The 16,082-nt window shown below is 55.9% G+C and carries 13 protein-coding genes; 6 read left to right on the top strand and 7 right to left on the bottom strand.

Annotated features, from left to right (window positions below; translation table 11 throughout):
- Nucleotides 1-115 precede the first annotated feature (115 nt).
- On the top strand, nucleotides 116-457 hold the full coding sequence (locus ACLJR2_RS10785; RefSeq protein ID WP_000155633.1) for a RamA family antibiotic efflux transcriptional regulator: 342 nt from the start codon (nucleotides 116-118) through the stop codon (nucleotides 455-457).
- A 5-nt stretch (nucleotides 458-462) separates the two neighbouring features.
- Here the strand turns inward: ACLJR2_RS10785 and ACLJR2_RS10790 are convergent, their stop codons facing one another.
- The 4 genes from ACLJR2_RS10790 to ACLJR2_RS10805 form a co-directional block, all read right to left on the bottom strand.
- On the bottom strand, nucleotides 463-711 hold the full coding sequence (locus ACLJR2_RS10790; protein WP_000682497.1) for a DUF1158 family protein: 249 nt from the start codon (nucleotides 709-711) through the stop codon (nucleotides 463-465).
- 66 nt (nucleotides 712-777) lie between these two features.
- On the bottom strand, nucleotides 778-1,896 hold the full coding sequence (locus ACLJR2_RS10795; protein ID WP_001196916.1) for a YbdK family carboxylate-amine ligase: 1,119 nt from the start codon (nucleotides 1,894-1,896) through the stop codon (nucleotides 778-780).
- 11 nt (nucleotides 1,897-1,907) lie between these two features.
- The gene (entD, locus tag ACLJR2_RS10800) at nucleotides 1,908-2,612 is read right to left on the bottom strand and encodes an enterobactin synthase subunit EntD (protein ID WP_001260563.1); all 705 of its coding nucleotides are present in this window, start codon (nucleotides 2,610-2,612) and stop codon (nucleotides 1,908-1,910) included.
- Between the two features lie 46 nt (nucleotides 2,613-2,658).
- Nucleotides 2,659-4,914, bottom strand: a complete 2,256-nt coding sequence (locus ACLJR2_RS10805) for a TonB-dependent siderophore receptor (RefSeq protein ID WP_001034966.1) — start codon at nucleotides 4,912-4,914, stop codon at nucleotides 2,659-2,661.
- A 188-nt stretch (nucleotides 4,915-5,102) separates the two neighbouring features.
- Here ACLJR2_RS10805 and fes point away from each other — a divergent pair, with 188 nt between their 5' ends.
- From fes to wzz(fepE), 4 genes are all read left to right on the top strand, one after another.
- Nucleotides 5,103-6,317: an enterochelin esterase gene (fes, locus tag ACLJR2_RS10810; RefSeq protein WP_000656600.1), complete on the top strand. Its 1,215-nt coding sequence runs from the start codon at nucleotides 5,103-5,105 to the stop codon at nucleotides 6,315-6,317.
- Between the two features lie 30 nt (nucleotides 6,318-6,347).
- Nucleotides 6,348-6,566, top strand: coding sequence for an MbtH family protein (locus ACLJR2_RS10815; protein ID WP_000396006.1), 219 nt, complete (start codon nucleotides 6,348-6,350; stop codon nucleotides 6,564-6,566).
- Nucleotides 6,563-10,447: an enterobactin non-ribosomal peptide synthetase EntF gene (entF, locus tag ACLJR2_RS10820; protein WP_001534006.1), complete on the top strand. Its 3,885-nt coding sequence runs from the start codon at nucleotides 6,563-6,565 to the stop codon at nucleotides 10,445-10,447. The genes ACLJR2_RS10815 and entF overlap by 4 nt, the downstream gene beginning before the upstream one ends.
- 249 nt (nucleotides 10,448-10,696) lie before the next feature.
- Nucleotides 10,697-11,833: an LPS O-antigen length regulator Wzz(fepE) gene (wzz(fepE), locus tag ACLJR2_RS10825; RefSeq protein WP_001139579.1), complete on the top strand. Its 1,137-nt coding sequence runs from the start codon at nucleotides 10,697-10,699 to the stop codon at nucleotides 11,831-11,833.
- Nucleotides 11,834-11,884: 51 nt separating this feature from the next.
- Here wzz(fepE) and fepC read toward each other — a convergent pair whose 3' ends face one another.
- Genes fepC through fepD form a run of 3 tightly spaced genes read right to left on the bottom strand, consistent with a single transcriptional unit; the run spans nucleotide 11,885 to nucleotide 14,672 of the window.
- Nucleotides 11,885-12,679: an iron-enterobactin ABC transporter ATP-binding protein gene (fepC, locus tag ACLJR2_RS10830; protein ID WP_000140620.1), complete on the bottom strand. Its 795-nt coding sequence runs from the start codon at nucleotides 12,677-12,679 to the stop codon at nucleotides 11,885-11,887.
- The gene (gene fepG, locus ACLJR2_RS10835) at nucleotides 12,676-13,665 is read right to left on the bottom strand and encodes an iron-enterobactin ABC transporter permease (protein ID WP_000480053.1); all 990 of its coding nucleotides are present in this window, start codon (nucleotides 13,663-13,665) and stop codon (nucleotides 12,676-12,678) included. The genes fepC and fepG overlap by 4 nt, the downstream gene beginning before the upstream one ends.
- Complete coding sequence (gene fepD, locus ACLJR2_RS10840) at nucleotides 13,665-14,672, bottom strand: Fe(3+)-siderophore ABC transporter permease (RefSeq protein ID WP_001277869.1); 1,008 nt, start codon at nucleotides 14,670-14,672, stop codon at nucleotides 13,665-13,667. The genes fepG and fepD overlap by 1 nt, the downstream gene beginning before the upstream one ends.
- Nucleotides 14,673-14,782: 110 nt before the next feature.
- Here fepD and entS point away from each other — a divergent pair, with 110 nt between their 5' ends.
- Complete coding sequence (entS, locus tag ACLJR2_RS10845; protein WP_001081666.1) at nucleotides 14,783-16,027, top strand: enterobactin transporter EntS; 1,245 nt, start codon at nucleotides 14,783-14,785, stop codon at nucleotides 16,025-16,027.
- Nucleotides 16,028-16,082 lie beyond the last annotated feature (55 nt).

Raw genomic sequence — 16,082 nt, forward strand, 5'->3', positions numbered from 1 at the left:
GCAGGCCATGCGATAAGCTGTCTCACAATTTGTGTGGTTATTACTATGCTTATTGCTGTTGCCGTAAATGTGCGGTGCGGGAGCCGCTGACGAGTTTGATAGAGGGGAGAGCACGATGACCATTTCCGCTCAGGTTATCGACACGATTGTCGAGTGGATTGATGATAATTTGAATCAGCCGTTACGTATTGATGATATTGCCCGTCATGCGGGGTATTCCAAGTGGCACCTGCAGCGCCTTTTTATGCAGTACAAAGGGGAGAGTCTGGGGCGCTACGTGCGTGAACGGAAGCTAAAACTGGCGGCGCGCGACCTGCGCGACACCGACCAGAAGGTGTATGATATTTGTCTCAAGTATGGTTTTGATTCGCAGCAAACCTTTACGCGCATTTTTACCCGCACGTTCAACCTGCCGCCAGGCGCTTATCGTAAAGAAAAGCATGGCCGTACGCATTGAAATGTTTAATCGGCCAGCGAAAACCAGCGCCGCCAGATAAAGCGAATAACATAATATTCCAGCGCGCCGAGCAACAGAAACCATAAACAAAACAACAAAGTATAAAGCTGGTTGAGATCCATAAGATGAAAGATCCCGACCAGTTTTTGCGCCAGCGCAAGGCCGAGCGAAGGGGCGGGCAGCAGCAGGCTGGAGAGCAACGCCATCAGCAAAATACCGGCAGCGGTCATCAATGATTCAAGCGGGTGTTTCATGGCTTTGTTAAACGTAAGTTAAAACGCCATTGTCCGGGATATCGCCTGGTAAGGCAAATATGCTGTCTACTGTCCCGCCCAGATTTCACAATGTTTTTGTACCAGACCTATCAGCGATCCGCCGTCGGCAATAAACTCCCGCATATATTGCGCTTCGTTACCGCCTTTTTTCACCTGCAGACGTAGCGCGTCAATGGCGCTGTCGGCGCCCAGCTTGCGCGCAGAGGGGGTAACGTTGTCCAGCAGACGCAGCGTATCATCTGCCAGGCGACGGCGGTCGCCGGTATAGACATCGGTTAGCACGCCCTCCAGACCATAGCGGCAAGCCTGAAAACGGTTGAATTTATATAACAGATAGTCTTGTTCCTGCGGTTTAAAGGGATGCTCGGTCAGCAGCCAGTGCGCGGTCGCCTGAATCAACCCTGCCATATTGATGGCATGATCAAGGGTGAGCGGCGTATCCATCACCCGAACTTCTACCGTGCCAAAGGCCGGGCTGGGGCGGATATCCCAGTGCAAATCTTTGATGCTGTCGATCATCGTGGTGTAAGACAGACGGCGAAATAGTCCGGCAAACTCTTGCCAGTTACTGACCCACGGCATGGGACCGTTATCGGGAAAAGCGGAAAAAATATTCAGGCGCGCGCAGGCAAAACGGGTGTCAGATCCTTGCATATAGGGGGACGCGGCGGAGAGCGCAATAAAGTGCGGCACAAAATGCGACAGCCCGTGTAAAAGATAAATCGCATCGTCGCCGTTCGCGCAGCCGACGTGGACATGCTGGCCGAAAACCGTCGCCTGTTGAATTAAGTAGCCGAAATTTTCCAGCGTGCGTTGATAGCGCTCATTATCACAGACCTCCTGACGCTGCCATTTTTGAAAAGGGTGCGTACCGCCGCCGCAAATGCCGAGATGGTGTTCCGACGCCGCCTGTAAAATAACGTGCTGCATGGCAGAAAGTTGGGCCGCCGCCTGGTCAATATCGCGGCAGACGCCCGTGGCCATCTCCAGCATACTTTCGGTGATATCGTGCTTAATTTCTCCCGCAGTAAGTTGGGGCTTAACGGTGTCGATCAGCGTAGAAGAGTCCTGACTTAAATCGTAGCCAGGTGGATTGATCACCTGCATCTCCAGCTCAATACCAAGCGTATAAGGTTCAGAAACGTGAAAATCATTCAGCGCCATAGCGATCTCATTTATCGGGGGATTGCGCTAAGTATAGAAGCGGGAGCGCTCCTGTCGTGGGGAAAGCGCGTTATTGCAGAAACAAGAGTAATAACGCTATTGCCACGTTGAAACCATTCTGTACGGACGGTACGTTCAGCCATCGTGGCGGCAAAGGCTGGCAGCAGATATAACGAGATGTGCGTGGCGGTAAGCGAGGTAACTTTTGCGCTATCGAATCCCGGGAGCGTGACGCAGTCTGAAAAGGCTTTATAAACGCTCTCTTTGGCGGAGAAAGCCAGCGTCAGGGCAAGCGGAAAAGGGAGCGAGCTCGCCTGGAGAATTTGGCGCTCATCGCTATCAATAATGGACGGCGCCAGCTCTGTCGCCGTGTGCTGACTCATGATTTTTTCTATATCAATGCCGATACGCTGTCGGGATATGACGGCCAGCGCTGTTGACGCACAGTGGCTGATGCTGCCAAATAGGCCGTCCGGCCATAGCGGCTGTCGCTTGTCGCCAATACCGGGCACTGTCCTGACGCCCACCTCGCGTAGCGCATGAACGGCGGCGATGCGGCCTGCCAGATGTTCAGCTTTACGCTTGCGTCCGGCAGACCGGAGCCGATCGTGATGAGGCAGCCATAACAGATCGTGTTCGTGAAAGCTGCTCGCATCAAAGTCGACGATATGCAGCCTGTGTCCGGCAAAGGGAAGGGGAAAATGAGATGTCCGCATCGTTTTTTGCTAATTCCCTCCCCGAATGAGGGAGGGAAGGTTGCCATCAGAAATGGGTATTAATGCTCATATACCACGTACGTCCCGGTTCGTTATAGGTGTACGCGCCAGCACCCGCCATATAAGCGCCAGTTTGAGTATCCCTGACGGTTTGCGCGTTACCTTCACGCCACAGACGTTTGTCAAAGAGGTTATCCACGCCACCGGTCAGGCTGACATTTTTGGTCACGTCCCAGGTCGCGCTCAGGCCAACAATACTGTATGGGCTGACCGCTTGCTTATCTGTCCCGGTAACGGGGTTACCTTGATAATCATATTTCTTCGGCTCTTGTTTGCCGTACCAGGTGAAGGTCGATTGCAGAGAAACGTCCTGACGTACCTGCCAGCTCAGGGTTGAGTTAAGCGTGTACTGTGGAATAATCGACAGGCGTTCGCCGGTCTCTTTGTTTTTGCTCTGCAGCATATACGTAACGTTATTCGTCCAGTTGACGGTGTCGCTAACCGGTACGTTTAACGTGCCTTCCAGACCTTCAACGACCGCTTTCGGCACGTTCTCCCACTGATAAACATCCGTTTTGCCGTTGTTGATACGCTGCAACGGCACCGTACCCGCTTCAATCTTATTGCGGTAATCATTGCGGAACCAGGTGATGCCGGCCAGCCAGCCATCGCGTTTAAATTCCAGACCGATCTCTTTATTGATGCTGGTTTCGGCTTTCAGATCATCGTTACCCATCATATAGCAGCCGATGCCGGTACCCGCGCCAGTCGCGTAGCAACCCTGACCTTTACTGTACAAAATATAGTTTGGGTTAGTCTGGTACAGACTCGGGGCTTTATAAGCGCGGGCGATTCCCATTTTCAGGGTAAAGTCATCCCCCAGACCTTGCGACAGGTTCAGCGATGGGCTCCAGTTATCCCCCACAATACTGTGATGATCGAAACGTAGCCCCGGCGTCAGCATGGTGCTATCGGTCAGTTCCATGTTGTTTTCAGCAAACAGAGAGAAAATTTCCGCTTTTGAATAGGGGCTACGATTGGTACTGCTGTAACCCGGGATATTTCCCCCCATAAAGGTTTGCGAGTTGGAGAGCTCGTCTTTCATACGCTGTTGGGCCCATTCGGTACCCAGCGTCAGGTTTTGATTTACCAGCAGATCGAAAGGAAGGCTCACTTCGCTGTGTAGGGTGACGTCATTCAAATCGGCATCGGCATATTTTTGCGATGCTTTGGGATCGAAAATTCCTTCGGTGCCGCCTGCCAGGCCTTCCGGCATCCGGGAGTTACGGGTATGTTCGTATTGCACCCAGTTACTGGTGGTTACGCCATTATCCCAGCCGCCGTTCCAGGTCAGAGAGTAGTTCTGCCGATAGAGGCGGTTCGTCTCTTTTCCGTAATTATCTTTCACCAGCTGGTTCGTATTGGTGTTCTGAGTATCGCCGGCATAGAGGTTGCCCTGGCGACTGTAACCGGCCTCCAGTTCCAGAGACTGAAGCGGAGCAAAATCCCAACGAACCACGCCGTTGATATCTTTGTTAATGACCCCCTCGCGTCCTGCCGGTAGCGTGTCGGCGTAACTCCCGGTACGTTCAGACTGATGCCCCTGGTTAATATTACGCGCATCAGCCTGCGTTTTGTCGAGGTTGCCATACAGACGGAAGCTGAAATCCCCGCCCAGCGGGCCGTTCAGGCTAAAGTTAGTGCGTTTGGTCGCGCCTTCGTCTTTATGTTCCGGCGCGTTGAAATAGGTATTCCAGGAACCGTGCCACTCGCTACCGCCTTTTTTGGTAATGATATTGACCACGCCACCCGCCGCGCCGTTACCGTAGCGTGCGGCGGCAGGGCCACGCAGCACTTCAATGCGTTCGATCATCTCCGGCGGCACCCACGCGGTATCGCCGCGGGTATCGCGTTCGCCGCGCCAGCCCAGGCGCACCGAGTTACGGCTGGTGACGGGTTTACCGTCTATCAGGATGAGGGTGTTTTCCGGCCCCATGCCGCGAATATCGATTTGGCGGTTATTCCCGCGCTGACCGCTGGTGGAGTTGCCGGTCAGGTTTACGCCTGGCATGGTGCGGATGATTTCTGACACGTCGCGCGCGGGCGGATTTTTGCGGATCTCATCGGCGGTGATGGTGGATACGCCTGGCGCCTGTAGGTTTTGCTGGGCAGCGGTCACCACGATGGTGTCTTCATTGGTGAGCGCAGCGCTATCGGTTTTTTCTTCCGCCATCACGGGCAGAGCGGCCCCGTAAATCCCTAAATTGACCAGTAAGGTCAGGGAATGAATCTTCTTGTTCATTGTATATCCTGCTTTTCTTTAGCCACATAAGCCAAAGCGCCCGTCAAAGGCATTGGCCGGGTGGTGAAATTGTGTTCGCGCGTCCCATAGCGCGACAATACGCTATTGCAAATGCAAATAGTTATCAATAATATTATCAATATATTTCACCTTTTATATACAAAATTCATAATAAACACAGGGTTATAATGAAAGAGGCGCTGGCAACGGGAAGTGAGGCCTGGTGGAGGACGAAAACCGGGCCGGAATGGATACGGGAAAAAGACGGAAATTATCGGGTCACTTTTTGGTGGCGCGACCCGCAGGGAAACGAAACACACTCCCCGATACGGCGTGTCTGGGTCTACATCACTGGCGTAACCGATCATCATCAAAACGCGCAGCCTCAGACGATGGCGCGTATTGCCGGAACGGATGTCTGGCGCTGGAGCACGGCGCTTAGCGCTAACTGGCGCGGCAGCTACTGTTTTATTCCTACCGAGCGCGATGACGTTTTTGCTGCTTTTGCGCCGGGCGAAACGCCCGATCGGAACGTGCTGCGTGAAGGCTGGCGACAGCTATTACCGCAGGCGATTGCCGACCCGCTTAATTCCCAAAGCTGGCGGGGAGGACGTGGTCATGCGGTTTCAGCGCTGGAAATGCCGGATGCGCCCCTTCAGCCGGGGTGGGATCGTCCTGAAACGCCGTACTCGCCGCCTTTGATGATGCAGTGGCATAGCGAACGTCTGGGTAACTCCCGCCGCGTATGGATATTGACGACCGGAGACGAGGCGCCGGAGGAAAGACCGTTGGCTATTCTGCTGGACGGTCAATTCTGGGCGGAAAATATGCCCGTCTGGCCCGCGCTCGCCTCGCTGACTCATCAACGCCTGCTTCCTGGTGCCGTCTACCTGCTGATTGACGCGATTGATACTCAACACCGCAGCCAGGAGTTGCCCTGCAATGCCGACTTCTGGCTGGCGGTGCAGCAGGAACTGTTGCCGCAAGTCAGAGCCGTGACGCCTTTTAGCGATGATGCCGGGCGAACGGTGGTCGCCGGACAGAGTTTTGGCGGCCTGTCGGCGCTGTATGCCGGCCTGAACTGGCCGACGCGTTTTGGCTGTGTACTAAGCCAGTCCGGATCGTTCTGGTGGCCTCATCGCATCACCCCGCCGGAGGGGGAAGTCATTACCCGGCTGAAAACCGGCGCATTATGCGCGCGCGGACTGCGTATCGTACTGGAAGCCGGCGTGCGTGAGCCGATCGTGTTTCAGGCAAATCAGGCGCTTTATGCCCAACTGAACACCTCGCAGCAGTCCATTTTCTGGCGTCAGGTTGACGGCGGACACGATGCGCTTTGCTGGCGCGGCGGGCTAACGCAAGGGCTGATGCTGCTTTGGCAGCCGCTTATCGACACGCTTTAACCGGGCACATGTCCATGACAGGAGTTGAGTATGGAGTTCAGTAATCCCTTCGATAATCCGCAGGGACAGTTTTACATCCTGCAAAATGCGCAGCGTCAATTCAGCCTTTGGCCAGCGGCATGTGCGCTTCCCGCAGGCTGGGACGTGGTATGCGAACCGCAATCGCAGGACGCGTGCCAGCAGTGGCTTAATACGCGCTGGACAACACTGAATCCGGCGCATTATGCCGATAAGCAGGAGGCGAAATGACGCAGCGTTTACCGTTAGTCGCCGCCCAGCCGGGGATCTGGATGGCGGAAAAACTCTCTGATTTACCCTCCGCCTGGAGCGTGGCGCACTATGTGGAACTGAACGGCGAGCTGGATGCCGCCTTGCTGGCAAAAGCGGTAGCAGTAGGGATGCAACAGGCGGATACGCTACGGATGCGTTTTACCGAAGAGAACGGCGAGGTCTGGCAATGGATAGATCCTGAGCACACCTTCGGCGAGCCCCCGATTGCCGATTTACGCGACCAGCCCGATCCGCGTTACGCGGCGCAGGCGTTAATGCAGGCGGATTTACGGCAAAACCTGCGCGCAGATAGCGGTAAGCCGCTGGCGTTTCACCAGTTAATCCGCATTGATGATACCCGCTGGTATTGGTATCAGCGCTATCACCATTTGCTGGTGGATGGCTTTAGCTTCCCGGCGATAACCCGCCAGATTGCGGCGATTTATCGCGCCTGGCAGAGCGACGCCCCTACGCCGGAGTCGCCTTTTACCCCCTTTGCGGATGTGGTCGAGGAATATCAGCGCTATCGCCAGAGCGAGGCCTGGCAGCGTGACGGCGCCTTCTGGGCGCAGCAGCGCCGCGAGCTGCCGCCGCCGGCGTCAATTTCTGCCGCGCCGTTGCCGGGACGGTCGGCGAGCGCGGATATTCTGCGTATGAAATTGAGCGCGCCGGAGGGGGCGTTTCGCCAACTGGCGGCGCACATGCCTGAGATACCGCGAGCGGATCTTGCCCTGGCGCTGGTGACGTTGTGGCTGGGACGATTATGCGGGCGAATGGATTATGCCGCCGGATTTATCTTTATGCGGCGGATGGGATCGGCGGCGTTAACGGCGACCGGGCCTGTCCTTAACGTGTTGCCGCTGGCGGTTAACCTTCATGCGACGGAAGATCTGCCAACGCTGGCGAAGCGTCTTGCGGCGCAGTTAAAGAAGATGCGCCGCCACCAGCGTTACGACGCCGAACAGATTGTACGCGATAGCGGGCGAGCCGCAGGGGAGACGCCGCTATTTGGCCCGGTGCTCAACATAAAAGTATTTGATTATTATCTGGATCTTCCTGGCATACAGGCGCAAACCCATACCCTGGCGACGGGGCCGGTTAACGATCTTGAACTGGCGCTTTTTCCGGATGAAAACGGCGGTCTGGATATTGAATTGCTGGCGAATGCACAGCGTTACGATGACGCCACGCTCTCCCGCCATGCCTTACGATTGATGGCGCTTATCACTCAGTTTGCGGATAACCCGGCGCTGCGCTGCGGCGATGCGCAAATGCTGCTGGCGGAAGAACAAACGCAATTAACACACCTTAATAATACGGCGGTAACGATTCCCGCCGCCACGCTTAGCGATTTGGTGGCGCAGCAGGCGCAAAAAACGCCAGAGGCTTTCGCGTTGGCAGATGCGCATTATCGCTTTACCTACCGTGAAATGCGTGAACAGGTTGTGGCGCTGGCGTACGCGCTGCGGGAACGCGGCGTTCAGCCTGGCGATAGCGTGGCGGTGGCGTTGCCGCGGTCGGTTTTCCTGACCTTAGCGCTGCATGGCATTGTCGAGGCGGGCGCCGCCTGGCTGCCGCTGGATACCGGTTATCCTGACGATCGGCTGCGAATGATGCTGGAAGATGCGCAGCCGAAACTGTTAATTACGACTCAGGCGCAGCTGGCGCGCTTTCACGATATTCCGGGGATGGAATATTTGTGTTATAGCCAACCGCTACCGGTCAGTGACGCCACTCCGCTGGGGCTGTCGTTACCGCATCATACCGCTTACATCATTTTCACCTCTGGCTCGACGGGCAGGCCGAAAGGGGTGATGGTGGGACAAACGGCGATAGTCAACCGGCTGCTGTGGATGCAGGATCACTATCCGTTGACGGCGGATGATGTAGTAGCGCAAAAAACGCCGTGCAGTTTTGACGTCTCAGTATGGGAGTTTTTCTGGCCGTTTATCGCCGGGGCGAAACTGGTGATGGCCGAGCCGGAAGCGCACCGCGACCCGCTCGCGATGCAGCGGTTCTTTGCGCAATACGGCGTCACGACCACTCATTTTGTGCCGTCGATGCTGGCGGCCTTTATTGCCTCGCTCACGCCAGCGTCGGCTGGGAAAAGCTGCGCTTCCTTAAAGCGCGTTTTCTGTAGCGGCGAGGCCCTGCCGACGGCGCTGTGCCGCGAATGGGAGACGTTAACCAACGCGCCGCTACACAATCTGTACGGGCCAACGGAGGCCGCGGTGGATGTGAGCTGGTATCCGGCCTGTGGCGATGAGCTGGCGGCTGTTGACGGCAACAGTATCCCGATTGGTTATCCCGTCTGGAATACCGGTTTACGTATTCTCGATGCGCATATGCAGCCGGTGCCGCCGGGCGTGGCTGGCGATCTCTATCTTACCGGTATCCAACTGGCGCAGGGCTATCTGGGGCGTCCGGATCTTACCGCCAGCCGTTTTATCGCCGATCCTTTTGCGCCAGGCGAACGGATGTACCGTACCGGAGATGTGGCGCGCTGGCTGGATTCCGGCGCGGTAGAATACCTGGGGCGCAGCGACGATCAGCTCAAAATTCGGGGGCAACGTATTGAACTGGGCGAGATTGACCGCGTCATGCAAACGCTGCCGGATGTTGAACAGGCGGTAGCACATGCCTGCGTCTTTAATCAGGCGGCGGCGACGGGCGGGGATGCCCGGCAACTGGTCGGCTATCTGGTGTCGCACTCCGGTTTGCCGCTGGATTTACCGGCGCTGCAGGAAAAATTACGCCAAAAACTTCCCGCGCATATGGTGCCGGTTGTGTTGTTGCAACTTGCCAGCTTGCCGCTTAGCGCTAATGGCAAGCTGGATCGTAAAGCCCTGCCGCTGCCGGACCTGACGCCGCGCGTGAAAGGGCGTGCGCCGCAGTCCGCAACGGAGATTGCTGTCGCCGCGGCGTTTTCCCGCCTGCTGGGCTGTGAGATTAACGACGTTGAAAGTGATTTCTTTGCGCTGGGCGGACATTCGCTGCTGGCGATGAAACTGGCCGCGCAGCTAAGTCAGACGTTTAACCGCCAGGTGACGCCGGGGCAGGTGATGGTGGCGTCTGACGTGGCGCAGTTAAGTAAGCTGCTCGATACTGACGATGACGAACGCTCGCGCAATCTGGGGTTCGGGCCGCTGTTGCCGCTGCGTGAAAGCGATGGTCCAACGTTATTTTGTTTCCATCCGGCGTCGGGGTTCGCCTGGCAATTTAGCGTATTATCACGCTATCTCAGCCCGTCGTGGTCGATTATGGGGATTCAGTCGCCGCGCCCCGCTGGCCCTATGCAAACCGCAACTACTCTTGATGAGGTATGTGAACATCATCTGGCGACATTGCTCGCCCGGCAGCCGCATGGCCCTTATTATTTATTAGGCTATTCGCTGGGCGGGACGCTGGCGCAAGGGATCGCCGCCCGGTTGCGCGCACGCGGCGAAACGGTGGCGTTTTTGGGGTTACTGGACACCTGGCCGCCGGAAACGCAAAACTGGCGGGAAAAAGAGGCGAATGGCCTCAATCCGGACGTATTGGCGGAAATTGAACGTGAACGCGCTGCGTTTGTCGCCGCGCAGCAGGGAAATGCCTCCGAAGCCTTATTTACCGCCATTGAAGGCAATTATGCGGATGCCGTCCGTTTGCTGACGACGGCGCATAGCGTACCGTTTGATGGACATGCTACGCTCTTTGTGGCGGATAAAACGGTGCCGGAAGGCGTATCGCCTGAACAGAGCTGGTCGCCGTGGATAGCGTCTTTGGCTATTTATCGCCAGCCGTGCGCGCATGTAGATATTATTTCTCCCTCCGCTTTTGAAACTATCGGGCCCATCATCAGCGAACTTATTAATAAATAACGGGCGTTGTTTCTGCCTTTAACAAATTAAATCCTGAAACCCATAATAATTACTAATTATTATGGGTTTTTTATTGCAACTATTAATTCTTTTAACATAAGTGATACATGCTACAGGCAAGTTTAATTCCGAATATTTAGCTTTTCGGGCACTGGCGCGTAAAGATTGTTTCGGATAATTCTGACTTGCTGTTAGAATCTCTGACAGGAATGTGTTCTTTCATTGGATAAAGTTTTCAGGTCATACGGCATGCCATCTCTTAATGTAAAACAAGAAAAAAATCAGTCATTTGCAGGTTATTCACTGCCGCCCGCCAACAGTCATGAAATCGATTTGTTTAGCCTTATAGAGGTGTTATGGCAGGCGAAACGTCGTATTCTTGCTACCGTTTTCGCCTTTGCGTGCGTGGGGTTGCTTCTGTCCTTTCTGCTGCCGCAAAAATGGACCAGCCAGGCGATTGTCACACCGGCGGAGTCGGTACAGTGGCAGGGGCTGGAGAGAACGTTGACCGCGCTGCGCGTGTTGGATATGGAGGTAAGCGTTGATCGGGCCAGCGTATTTAATCTGTTTATTAAAAAGTTTAGCTCGCCCTCGCTGCTGGAAGAATATCTTCGTTCTTCTCCGTATGTCATGGATCAATTAAAAGGCGCGCAAATAGACGAGCAGGATCTTCACCGGGCGATTGTCCTGCTGAGCGAAAAAATGAAAGCGGTGGACAGCAATGCCGGCAAGAAAAATGAAACGTCGTTATTCACGTCGTGGACATTGAGTTTTACCGCGCCGACGCGGGAAGAAGCGCAAAAAGTGCTGGCTGGCTATATTCAGTACATCTCTGATATCGTCGTGAAAGAGACGCTGGAAAATATTCGTAACCAGCTGGAAATCAAAACCCGCTATGAGCAGGAAAAGCTGGCGATGGATCGGGTGCGTCTCAAAAACCAGCTTGATGCCAATATTCAACGTCTCCATTATTCGCTGGAAATCGCCAACGCCGCTGGCATTAAGAGACCGGTTTACAGCAATGGTCAGGCGGTAAAAGATGATCCGGATTTTTCTATTTCCCTCGGCGCGGATGGTATTTCCCGCAAACTGGAAATTGAAAAAGGGGTAACGGACGTGGCCGAGATTGACGGTGATTTGCGTAACCGTCAATACCATGTTGAACAACTGGCGGCAATGAATGTGAGCGACGTGAAGTTTACCCCGTTTAAATATCAACTGTCGCCGTCTCTGCCAGTGAAAAAAGATGGCCCGGGTAAAGCGGTCATTATTATCCTGGCGGCGTTGATTGGCGGTATGATGGCCTGCGGCGGCGTATTACTGCGTCACGCGATGGTCTCGCGTAAAATGGAAAACGCGTTGGCGATAGATGAACGGTTAGTCTGATTTACCCAAAAGCCGGATAGCGATATCCGGCTTTGTCATCTGTGTGGACGACTATCGCCGTCCCAGCGGTACCACCAGCGGCGTACCGGCAACCGGATCGTCGATAATCATACAGCGCAGCCCATAGATTTTTTCGATAAGCTCAGCGGTAACAATCTCTTTCGGCGCGCCCTGTGCGACAATGTTACCTTCGCGTAATGCAATCAAATGCGTGGCGTATCGGCAGGCCTGATTCAGGTCATGCAGGACGGCGGCGAGCGTATAGCCTTTTTCGCGGTTGAGATCGCTTAACAACTCCAGCAAATCAATTTGATGGCTAATATCCAGCCACGTTGTCGGCTCATCCAGCAGCATGATGGACGTTTCCTGCGCCAGCACCATGGCTATCCACGCCCGCTGACGTTGGCCGCCGGACAGAGTGTCTACACTTTGCGCCGCCAGTGAGGTGATACCTGTTGCACGCATGGCACTGGCGACGGCATCGGCATCTTCCTTACGCCAGCGGGTAAATAACGGCTGATGCGGATAACGCCCTCTGGCGACCAGCTCTTGTACGGTGATATCGCCCGGCGTAGTGGCGTTTTGCGCCAGCAATCCGATGCGCCGCGCCACCTCTTTACTGGCGTAACGCTGTATCTGTTCGCCATCCAGCCAGACATGGCCGTCAACAGGCGTCATCAGACGGCTTAGCGTGCGTAGCAACGTTGACTTGCCGCAGCCGTTAGGGCCGATGATGGCGGTAAAATGGCCGTCCGGAATCGAAACATTAAGGTTTTTTGCGACGGTATAGCTGCCATAACCCAGCGTTAACTGGTCGCCGCGCAAACGGGCTACGGATTCGGTCATTTTTTGCGGGACTCCTGAATTAACAAGACGATAAGGTAAATACCGCCGAGGCTGACGGTGACCACGCCCACTGGAAGCTGATAAGGCATAAACAGTTGCTGCGCGCACGCATCGGCGGCCAGTAGTAACAACGCGCCGCACAGCGCCGACTGGGTTAATCCCCAGCGCGCTGTGCCGCTAAGACGGCGGGCGATGTGCGGCGCGACAAGGGCAATAAACGAGATGGGGCCAGCCAGTGCCGTTGCCGCAGCGGTGAGCGACACCGCCACCAGCATCAGCATCAGGCGTGACCGCTCCACGCTAACACCCAGCGCGCAGGCGCTGTCATCGCCCATCTCCAGCAGCCGCATACGACGCACCAGTAGCGCGGCGCCTGTCAGCATTACAATAATCAGCGGCGCCGAAGGCCAGGTTTTTGCCCATGTCAGACCGTTGAGCGACCCGGCGTTCCATAAGCCGGCGGTGAGCGCCGTTTCCAGCGACGCCTGCAACAGAAGCCAGGTATTAAAGGCGACTAACATCGCGCGGATGCCGATACCGATGATAATCAGCCGGAAAGTTTCAATCCCGTTACGCCAGGCGAGCAGCCAGACAATCAATGACGTGACGATACCGCCCGCCATTGCCGCCAGCGCGATCGCGGTAAGATGCTGGCCAAACAGGACCATTGCGACCAGTACGCCGCTCCAGGCGCCAGTATTAAAGCCCATCACATCAGGGCTGCCTAGCGGGTTACGCATCAACGACTGAAAAATCGCGCCACTGACGCCAAGCGCAGCGCCAATCAGCAACGCCATTAATACGCGCGGTAGTCGCCATTCGGTTACGACAAGGGTGATGTTACGCGGCGCGTCGCCCAGCAGCGCGGCAATAATCTGCCCGGTCTCAAGAGGCACGGCGCCGCTTTGCAGGCTCCATAAGCCAATGGCGAAGCAGCCAGCCGCCAGAATCAGGCAGCTTACGATAAGCCGACGAGAAAGAAACATCACAGGCCGCCTCCGTTCGATTTACGGCGTACCAGAAAGATAAGTACCGGCGCGCCGATAAATGCACTGACGACCGATACGCGGAGTTCGCCCGGCACCAACAGACGACCAATAATATCGGCAAAAAGCAGCAGAGCAGGGGTTGCCAGTAGCGTCACTGGCAGCGACCAGCGGTGGTCTGCGCCCACCAGCCAACGCGCCATATGCGGCATCATCAGACCAATAAAGGCGATAGGGCCGACCAGCGCCGTTGCGCTGCCGCACAAGACGGTAATCGCCAGTAAACCGATAAGTTGGGTGCGTGCCACTTTACTCCCCAGCGCCGTCGCAGTATCGCTGCCGAGGCTCAGGCTATTCAGCGCACGGCTCAGAAATAGCGCCACGATCCCAGCGATAACCACGGGCGCAAGCGCGACTTTCAACGTTTGCAGGCTGCGAATGTCCAGCGATCCCGCCTGCCAGAAGCGAAGCTGATCATAAACCTCTGGATTTAACAGCGCGATGCCGCTGGTCAATCCTTCCAGTACCGCGCCAAGCGCCACGCCCGCCAGTGTCAGGCGGACTGGGCTTAACTGGCCGCCGCCCTGACTACCGGTGAAGGCGACAATCAGCGATGCGATAAGCGCGCCGCTAAATGCCATGAAAAGCTGTTCCAGCGGCGTGGAGAAACCAAACAGCGCCGCGCCCAGTACAATGGCGAAGCTGGCGCCGTTGTTAACGCCCAGAATCCCCGGGTCGGCGAGCGGGTTGCGAGTGAGTGTTTGCATGAGCGCCCCGGCGAGACCCAACGCGCCGCCTGCCAGTAATCCGGCCAGCGTACGCGGCAAACGCGCATCCAGGACGATGGTGCAATCGGCGCTTTGGCATACGCCGGTGAACGCCTCCAGCACGGCGGCGGCGGGCAGCGGTTTCGCGCCAATGACCAGGCTTAAAACCGCGGCGAGACTCAGTAATAACAACAATCCGGGCACGGCAAACGCGCGCGTCACGGAAAACGAGCATGACATAGTAACTTCCCTGATAATGATAGTAATTATCGTTATCTATCTTATTTGGTTATGTTAGCATGTGCAGCCATTGAATGGATATTTAAAAAAACTCGCATTAAGGCGTTGTAATGAATCGACAATCCTGGCTGCTCAATCTCAGCCTGTTGAAGACGCACCCTGCATTTCGCGCAGTATTTCTGGCCCGTTTTATCTCTATTGTCTCGCTGGGGCTGCTTGGCGTGGCGGTTCCGGTACAGATCCAAATGATGACGCACTCCACCTGGCAGGTAGGGCTGTCGGTAACGTTAACCGGCGGCGCCATGTTTATTGGCTTAATGGTGGGCGGTGTGCTGGCCGATCGCTACGAACGTAAAAAGGTGATTCTGCTGGCGCGCGGTACTTGCGGTATTGGCTTTATTGGCCTGTGCGTGAACGCGCTGCTGCCGGAACCATCATTGCTGGCGATATATCTCCTTGGCCTGTGGGACGGCTTTTTCGCGTCTCTGGGCGTGACCGCGTTACTGGCGGCGACGCCAGCGCTGGTCGGAAGAGAAAATCTGATGCAGGCCGGCGCGATTACCATGCTGACGGTACGTCTGGGATCGGTTATTTCCCCGATGTTGGGGGGCATATTGCTTGCCAGCGGCGGCGTAGCCTGGAACTATGGGCTGGCGGCCGTCGGGACGTTTATTACGCTATTGCCGCTACTGACGCTGCCGCGACTGCCTGTCCCTCCGCAGCCGCGGGAAAATCCATTTATCGCGTTACTGGCGGCATTTCGTTTTTTGCTCGCCAGTCCGCTTATCGGCGGTATTGCGCTGCTTGGCGGTCTGGTGACGATGGCAAGCGCGGTACGCGTCCTCTATCCGGCGCTGGCGATGAGCTGGCAGATGTCGGCGGCGCAAATCGGTTTGCTGTATGCGGCAATTCCGCTGGGGGCGGCCATTGGCGCGCTGACCAGCGGACAACTGGCGCATAGCGTTCGTCCGGGGCTCATTATGCTGGTTTCGACAGTCGGTTCTTTTCTGGCGGTGGGGCTGTTCGCCATCATGCCGGTCTGGATCGCAGGTGTTATCTGTCTGGCGCTGTTTGGCTGGCTTAGCGCCATCAGTTCGTTATTACAATACACCCTGCTGCAAACCCAGACGCCGGAAAATATGCTGGGGCGAATGAATGGCCTGTGGACCGCGCAAAACGTCACGGGAGACGCTATCGGCGCGGCGCTGTTAGGCGGTCTTGGCGCAATGATGACGCCGGTCGCTTCCGCGAGCGTGAGTGGATTCGGGCTGGTGATTATCGGTTTGCTGCTGCTGTTAGTGCTGGGCGAGCTACGTCGTTTTCGCCAGACGCCGCCGGTTAGCGATGCTGGCTGATGAAGAGGCGTTTATCCGACTGACAAAATCTGTCTGGTCAGTCGGATAAGACTCC

Source organism: Salmonella sp. SAL03688, from assembly GCF_046551895.1.
Lineage (GTDB): Bacteria > Pseudomonadota > Gammaproteobacteria > Enterobacterales > Enterobacteriaceae > Salmonella > Salmonella enterica.

What these genes read in the sequence shown, in the direction of transcription:
- ACLJR2_RS10785 (WP_000155633.1), top strand. Translation starts at nt 116, where the DNA reads ATGACCATTTCCGCTCAGGTTATCGACACGATTGTCGAGTGGATTGAT.
- ACLJR2_RS10790 (WP_000682497.1), bottom strand. Translation starts at nt 711, where the DNA reads ATGAAACACCCGCTTGAATCATTGATGACCGCTGCCGGTATTTTGCTG.
- ACLJR2_RS10795 (WP_001196916.1), bottom strand. Translation starts at nt 1,896, where the DNA reads ATGGCGCTGAATGATTTTCACGTTTCTGAACCTTATACGCTTGGTATT.
- entD (WP_001260563.1), bottom strand. Translation starts at nt 2,612, where the DNA reads ATGCGGACATCTCATTTTCCCCTTCCCTTTGCCGGACACAGGCTGCAT.
- ACLJR2_RS10805 (WP_001034966.1), bottom strand. Translation starts at nt 4,914, where the DNA reads ATGAACAAGAAGATTCATTCCCTGACCTTACTGGTCAATTTAGGGATT.
- fes (WP_000656600.1), top strand. Translation starts at nt 5,103, where the DNA reads ATGAAAGAGGCGCTGGCAACGGGAAGTGAGGCCTGGTGGAGGACGAAA.
- ACLJR2_RS10815 (WP_000396006.1), top strand. Translation starts at nt 6,348, where the DNA reads ATGGAGTTCAGTAATCCCTTCGATAATCCGCAGGGACAGTTTTACATC.
- entF (WP_001534006.1), top strand. Translation starts at nt 6,563, where the DNA reads ATGACGCAGCGTTTACCGTTAGTCGCCGCCCAGCCGGGGATCTGGATG.
- fepC (WP_000140620.1), bottom strand. Translation starts at nt 12,679, where the DNA reads ATGACCGAATCCGTAGCCCGTTTGCGCGGCGACCAGTTAACGCTGGGT.
- fepG (WP_000480053.1), bottom strand. Translation starts at nt 13,665, where the DNA reads ATGTTTCTTTCTCGTCGGCTTATCGTAAGCTGCCTGATTCTGGCGGCT.
- fepD (WP_001277869.1), bottom strand. Translation starts at nt 14,672, where the DNA reads ATGTCATGCTCGTTTTCCGTGACGCGCGCGTTTGCCGTGCCCGGATTG.
- entS (WP_001081666.1), top strand. Translation starts at nt 14,783, where the DNA reads ATGAATCGACAATCCTGGCTGCTCAATCTCAGCCTGTTGAAGACGCAC.